This window comes from Streptomyces sp. 150FB (genome assembly GCF_000818195.1).
In the GTDB taxonomy this organism is placed as follows: domain Bacteria; phylum Actinomycetota; class Actinomycetes; order Streptomycetales; family Streptomycetaceae; genus Streptomyces.
In genome coordinates, this window is record NZ_JTHL01000001.1 from 2055348 (window position 1) to 2062630 (window position 7283).

General features: G+C 69.3%; 4 protein-coding genes. All 4 read right to left on the reverse strand.

Going from position 1 to position 7283, the window contains the following annotated elements; all coding sequences use genetic code 11:
• A partial coding sequence (locus QR77_RS08470) for a DEAD/DEAH box helicase (protein ID WP_063798014.1) occupies positions 1–1406 on the reverse strand: 1406 nt, incomplete at its 3' end.
• A gap of 92 nt (positions 1407–1498) precedes the next feature.
• Positions 1499–1702 (reverse strand): cold-shock protein, encoded by a 204-nt coding sequence (locus QR77_RS08475; RefSeq protein WP_015607926.1) that lies wholly within the window; start codon positions 1700–1702, stop codon positions 1499–1501.
• A gap of 430 nt (positions 1703–2132) precedes the next feature.
• Positions 2133–3593, reverse strand: a complete 1461-nt coding sequence (locus QR77_RS08480; RefSeq protein ID WP_040020690.1) for a glutamate synthase subunit beta — start codon at positions 3591–3593, stop codon at positions 2133–2135.
• Positions 3586–7283, reverse strand: a 3698-nt coding sequence (gene gltB / locus QR77_RS08485) for a glutamate synthase large subunit (protein ID WP_040020691.1), incomplete at its 5' end; no start/stop codon positions are given. The genes QR77_RS08480 and gltB, both read right to left, overlap by 8 nt.

Sequence of the window (7283 nt, forward strand, 5' to 3'; positions counted from 1 at the left end):
GCGGGGCGTGAGGTGCGCTGCTTCTGCTTCGGCTGGACGACGGCCTGCGGCACGTCGATGGTGATGGCGATCCCGGAGGGTTCGCGCGCACCGGTGAGCTGCGCCAGTTCCTCGTCCGTCGACTTGATCCTGGCGGACTTGGGGTCGATGCCCGCGTCGGACATCAGCCGGGTCATCTCCCGGCGCTGCTCGGGCAGCACCAGGGTGACGACGCTGCCGGACTCCCCGGCCCGTGCGGTGCGTCCGCCACGGTGGAGGTAGTCCTTGTGGTCGACGGGCGGGTCGACGTTGACGACCAGGTCGAGGTCGTCGACGTGGATGCCGCGCGCCGCGACGTTGGTCGCGACGAGCACGGTGACCTGTCCGGTCTTGAACTGGTCGAGGGTCCTGTTGCGCTGCGGCTGGGAGCGTCCGCCGTGCAGGCCCGCCGCCCGTACTCCGCTGGCGAGCAGCCGCTTGACCAGCCGGTCCACGGACCGCTTGGTGTCGAGGAAGAGCAGCACCCGGCCGTCGCGCGCGGCGATACGGATGGTGACGGCCTTCTTGTCGGTCTCGTCCTGCACGTACAGCACGTGGTGTTCCATGGTGGTCACCGCGCCCTGGGACGGGTCGACGGAGTGCACCACGGGGTCGCTGAGGTACTGCCGGACGAGCCGGTCGATGTTCTTGTCGAGCGTCGCGGAGAACAGCATCCGCTGTCCGTCCGGCTGTACCTGCTTGAGCAGCGCCGTGACCTGCGGCATGAAGCCCATGTCGGCCATCTGGTCGGCCTCGTCGAGCACCGTGATGGCGACCTGGTCGAGCCGGCAGTCGCCGCGCTCGATGAGGTCCTTGAGCCGTCCGGGGGTGGCGACGAGGACCTCGGCGCCACGGCGGAGCTGGCCGGCCTGCTTGCTGATGGAGAGACCGCCGACGACCGTGGCGATCTTCAGGTTCACGGCGGTGGCGTACGGGGTGAGGGCGTCGGTCACCTGCTGCGCGAGTTCACGCGTGGGGACCAGCACCATCACCAGGGGTGCGCGGGGCTCGGCGCGGCGGCCCGCCGTACGGGCGAGGAGCGCGAGTCCGAAGGCGAGGGTCTTGCCGGAACCGGTCCGTCCGCGGCCGAGGATGTCACGGCCGGCGAGGGAGTTAGGCAGGGTCGCGCCCTGGATGGGGAAGGGGTCGGTCATGCCCTGGGCGGCGAGGGTCTTGAGGAGTGCCGCGGGCATGTCCAGCTCGCCGAACGCCTCGACGGCGGGCAGTGCGGGGGTGATGCTCTCCGGCAGCGTGAATTCCTGCGGACGTGCGGGGGCGCGCCGGGACGGTGCTTTCGGCGAGCTTTTGGCGGATCCGCCTGCACGGGAATTCACCGGGCGCTTGCCGGCCGTTCTTGTGGCACGGTCCTGGCGTTCGGGTCGGGTCATTCGGCAAAAGCCTTCCTGGGCCTGAGGACGGCGCGAGCCGGGACCCGCACCATGCAGGTGCGGGCCCCGGCTGCGAGGTACACGTCCGGAAATTAGGCCGGGACGATGTTCTCCGCCTGCGGGCCCTTCTGGCCCTGCGTGACGTCGAACGAGACCTTCTGGCCCTCCTGGAGCTCACGGAAGCCCTGGGTGGCGATGTTCGAGTAGTGGGCGAAGACGTCGGCGCCGCCGCCGTCCTGCTCGATGAAGCCGAAGCCCTTTTCCGAGTTGAACCACTTCACTGTGCCAGTTGCCATGTCATTCTCCTAAAACAGGTGCAGAGCCGGAAATCCGCACTTCACGGATTCCTCGTCGCCGCATTGAGCCCCATCCGGAGAAGCCGGCAAAAACAATAAAATGCGCCTGAGGAAGCATTCCCGTCAGGCGCACATAAAGTTCATGGGTACCAAAACTGCAACACGGGAAGCCTAGCATGCCGGGTCGGACGATTTCGAGCGCGACACGCCAAGATCGAGGATCACCCGGATCCGCGCCGTCCGGCACGGTCCGGCGCCGTCCGGTTCCACATGCCACGGCGCCCGCCATCGGTCCGGTCGGGGACTGGAGGCAGGCGCCGCGTCTTGCGGAGGGCCCCGGGGATACCCCCGCGACCGTCACCGCCCGTACGCCGTTGTACGGGACGTTTGTTGGAGTGCCGGGGCACTCACCGGGGTACGGACCCCCGGCTCAGACCGTCAGCGCGCGGTCCGTGGGCTGGATCGGCGCGTGCAGTTCGCTGGTGCCCGTCAGGAACCGGTCCACACCGCGCGCCGCCGAGCGGCCCTCGGCGATCGCCCAGACGATCAGGGACTGACCGCGGCCCGCGTCCCCGGCGACGTACACGCCGGGCACATTGGTCGCGAAGTCCTCGTCGCGCGCGATGTTGCCGCGCTCGTCGAGTGCGAGACCGAACTGCTCGACCAGGCCGTTGGACTGGTCGGTGCCGGTGAAGCCCATGGCGAGCGTGACGAGCTGTGCCGGGATCTTACGCTCGCTGCCGGACTTCGGCTCCAGCTTGCCGTCCTTGAACTCGACCTCCTTGAGGTGGAGGAACTGTACGTTGCCGTCCTCGTCGCCCTCGAAGTGGGTCGTGGAGACGGCGTAGAGGCGCTCGCCGCCCTCCTCGTGCGCCGTGGTGATCTTGTAGATCATCGGGAAGGTCGGCCACGGCTGGTGCTCGGCGCGCTCGTCGCCCGGCCGGGGCATGATCTCCAGTTGGGTGACGGAGGCGGCGCCCTGGCGGTGCGCCGTACCGACGCAGTCGGCGCCGGTGTCGCCGCCGCCGATGACCACGACGTGCTTGCCCTCGGCGGTGATCGGGGAGACCGTCAGGTCGCCCTCCTGCACCTTGTTGGACAGCGGCAGGTACTCCATCGCGAAGTGGATGCCGTTCAGCTCGCGGCCCGGCACCGGCAGGTCGCGCGAGATGGTGGCTCCGGCGGCGATGACCACGGCGTCGTAGCGCTTGCGCAGCTTCTTCGCGTCGATGTCACGGCCGATCTCGACCTCCGTGCGGAACTTGGTGCCCTCGGCGCGCATCTGCTGGATGCGGCGGTTGATGTGCACCTTCTCCATCTTGAAGGCCGGGATGCCGTAGCGCAGCAGGCCGCCGATGCGGTCGGCGCGCTCGTACACGGCGACGGTGTGGCCCGCCCTGGTGAGCTGCTGGGCGGCGGCGAGTCCGGCCGGGCCCGAGCCGATGACGGCGACGGTCTTGCCGGACAGCCGCTCGGGGGGCTGCGGGGTGACGTCGCCGCTGTCCCACGCCTTGTCGATGATGGTGACTTCGACGTTCTTGATGGTCACGGGCGGCTGGTTGATGCCGAGCACGCACGACGACTCGCACGGCGCGGGGCAGAGCCGCCCGGTGAACTCCGGGAAGTTGTTCGTGGCGTGCAGCCGCTCGATGGCGGCCTTCCAGTCGTCGCGGTACGCGTAGTCGTTCCACTCGGGGATCAGATTCCCGAGCGGGCAGCCGCTGTGGCAGAACGGGATACCGCAGTCCATGCAGCGTCCGGCCTGCTTGGAGATGATCGGCAGGAGCGAGCCGGGGACGTAGACCTCGTTCCAGTCCTTGACGCGCTCCTCGACAGGACGGGTCGCGGCTACTTCGCGCCCGGTGGTGAGGAAGCCTTTCGGGTCAGCCATTGGTCGCCGCCTCCATCATCTTCTCGGTGGTCTCGGTCTCGGAGAGTCCGGCCAGCTCGGCGGCGTCCCTGGCGGCGAGCACTGCTTTGTACGTGGTCGGAATGATCTTGCTGAAGCGGCTCGCCGCCGTGTCCCACTCGGCCAGCAGCTTCTCGGCGACGGTGGATCCCGTCTCCTCCTGGTGGCGGAGCACGACGTCGTGCAGCCACTGCTTGTCGGCGTCGTCGAGAGCCTCGACGGCCGATACGTTGCCGGGGTTGACGTTGTCCGGGGAGAGGTCGATGACGTACGCGATACCGCCGGACATGCCGGCCGCGAAGTTACGTCCCGTCCTGCCGAGGACCACGGCGTATCCGCCGGTCATGTACTCGCAGCCGTGGTCGCCGACGCCTTCGGAGACGACCGTGGCGCCGGAGTTGCGGACGCAGAAGCGTTCGCCTGTGCTGCCCCGCAGGAACAGCTCGCCGCCCGTGGCGCCGTAGCCGATGGTGTTGCCGGCGATGGTCGAGTACTCGGCGAGGTGGTCGGCGTCGCGGTCGGGCCGTACGACGACGCGCCCGCCCGAGAGGCCCTTGCCGACGTAGTCGTTGGCGTCGCCCTCCAGCCGGAGGGTCACGCCGCGCGGCACGAAGGCGCCGAAGGACTGTCCCGCCGAGCCGGTGAAGGTGATGTCGATGGTGTCGTCGGGCAGACCGTCGCCGCCGAACCTCTTGGTCACCTCGTGGCCGAGCATCGTGCCGACGGTGCGGTTGATGTTACGGATGGCGATCTGGGCGCGTACGGGCTGCGCCGCCTCCGCGCTCTCGGCGCTCAGGGCGTCGGCCGCGAGCTTGATCAGCTCGTTGTCGAGGGCCTTGGCGAGGCCGTGGTCCTGCTCGTTGATGCGGTGGCGCACGGCGCCGTCGGGCAGGTCGGGCACGTGGAAGAGCGGTCCGAGGTCGAGGCCCTGCGCCTTCCAGTGGTTCACGGCGCGGTCGGTGTCGAGGTACTCGGCGTGGCCCACGGCCTCTTCGAGCGTACGGAAGCCCAGCTCGGCGAGGAGTTCACGGACCTCCTCGGCGATGAACTCGAAGAAGTTGACGACGTATTCGGCCTTGCCGGAGAACCGCTCGCGCAGCACCGGGTTCTGGGTCGCGATGCCGACGGGGCAGGTGTCGAGGTGGCAGACGCGCATCATCACGCAGCCGGACACGACGAGCGGCGCTGTCGCGAAGCCGAACTCCTCGGCGCCGAGGAGCGCGGCGATGACCACGTCACGCCCGGTCTTGAGCTGTCCGTCGGTCTGGACGACGATGCGGTCGCGCAGCCCGTTGAGCAGCAGGGTCTGCTGGGTCTCGGCGAGGCCCAGCTCCCAGGGGCCGCCCGCGTGCTTGAGCGAGGTGAGCGGGGAGGCGCCCGTACCGCCGTCGTGTCCGGAGATGAGGACGACGTCGGCGTGCGCCTTGGAGACGCCGGCGGCGACGGTGCCGACACCGACCTCGGAGACCAGCTTGACGTGGATGCGGGCCGCCGGGTTGGCGTTCTTCAGGTCGTGGATGAGCTGGGCGAGGTCCTCGATGGAATAGATGTCGTGGTGCGGCGGCGGCGAGATGAGGCCGACGCCGGGGGTGGAGTGCCGGGTCTTGGCGACCCACGGGTAGACCTTGTGCCCGGGGAGCTGACCGCCCTCGCCGGGCTTGGCGCCCTGCGCCATCTTGATCTGGATGTCGTCGGCGTTGACGAGGTACTCGCTGGTGACGCCGAAGCGCCCGGAGGCGACCTGCTTGATCGCGGAGCGCAGCGTCGGGTCGTGGAGCCTGCGCGCGTCCTCGCCGCCCTCGCCGGTGTTGGACTTGCCGCCGATCTGGTTCATGGCGACGGCGAGCGTCTCGTGCGCTTCGAGGGAGATCGAGCCGTACGACATGGCGCCGGTGGAGAAGCGGCGGACGATCTCGGAGGCCGGCTCGACCTCGTCGATGGAGATCGGGTCACGTCCGGAGGCGATTTTGAACAGGCCGCGCAGGGTCATCAGGCGCTCGGACTGTTCGTTGACGCGGCCGGTGTACTTCTTGAAGATGTCGTAGCGGCGGGAGCGGGTGGCGTGCTGGAGCCGGAAGACGGTCTCCGGGTCGAAGAGGTGCGGTTCACCCTCGCGGCGCCACTGGTACTCGCCGCCGATCTCCAGCTTGCGGTGGCTCGCCGAGATCCCGGAGGCGGGGTAGCCCTTGGCGTGCCGGGCGGCGACCTCGTCGGCGACGACGGAGAGGCCGGCGCCGCCGATCTTGGTGGCGGTGCCGCTGAAGTACTTCCCGACGAACGCCTCGTCGAGGCCGACGGCTTCGAAGACCTGCGCGCCCCGGTAGGAGGCGACGGTGGAGATGCCCATCTTGGACATGACCTTCAGGACGCCCTTGCCGAGCGCGTAGATCAGGTTACGGATGGCCTGTTCGGGTTCGAGGCCCTCGATGAAGGTGCCGGCGCGGACCAGGTCCTCGACGGACTCCATCGCCAGGTACGGGTTGACGGCCGCGGCGCCGTACCCGATGAGCAGCGCGACGTGGTGCACCTCGCGTACGTCACCGGCCTCGACCAGCAGGCCCACCTGGGTGCGCTGCTTGGTGCGGATGAGGTGGTGGTGCACGGCGGCGGTGAGCAGCAGGGAGGGGATCGGGGCGTGCTCGGCGTCGGAGTGCCGGTCGGAGAGCACGATGATCCGGGCGCCTGATTCGAGGGCGGCGTCGATCTCCGTACAGATCTCTTCGATACGGGCGGCGAGCGCGTCGCCGCCGCCGCTGACGCGGTAGAGGCCGGAGAGCGTGGCGGCTTTCATGCCGGGCATGTCGCCGTCCGCGTTTATGTGGACGAGCTTGGCCAGTTCGTCGTTGTCGATCACCGGGAAGGGCAGGGTGACGCTGCGGCAGGACGCGGCCTTCGGCTCCAGGATGTTGCCCTGGGGGCCGAGGGAGGAGCGCAGCGAGGTGACGAGTTCCTCGCGGATGGCGTCCAGCGGCGGGTTGGTGACCTGCGCGAAGAGCTGGGTGAAGTAGTCGAAGAGCAGCCGGGGCCGGCCGGAGAGCGCCGCGATCGGCGAGTCGGTGCCCATGGAGCCGATCGGCTCGGCGGCGGCGCGTGCCATCGGCGCGAGCAGGACGCGCAGCTCTTCCTCGGTGTAGCCGAAGGTCTGCTGGCGGCGGGTGACCGAGGCGTGGGTGTGCACGATGTGCTCGCGCTCGGGCAGGTCCTCCAGCTCGATCTCGCCGGTCTCCAGCCACTCCTCGTACGGCTGCTCGGCCGCGAGGGCCGCCTTGATCTCGTCGTCCTCGATGATGCGGTGTTCGGCGGTGTCGACGAGGAACATCCGGCCGGGCTGGAGGCGTCCCTTCCGGACGACGCGGGCCGGGTCGATGTCGAGGACGCCGACCTCGGAGGAGAGGACGACGAGGCCGTCGTCGGTCACCCAGTAGCGGCCGGGGCGCAGTCCGTTGCGGTCGAGGACGGCGCCGACCTGGGTGCCGTCGGTGAAGGTGACGCAGGCGGGGCCGTCCCAGGGCTCCATCATCGTCGCGTGGTACTGGTAGAACGCCCGCCGGGCCGGGTCCATCGTCTCGTGGTTCTCCCACGCCTCGGGGACCATCATCAGCACCGAGTGCGGGAGCGAGCGGCCACCGAGGTGGAGCAGTTCGAGGACCTCGTCGAAGGACGCGGAGTCGG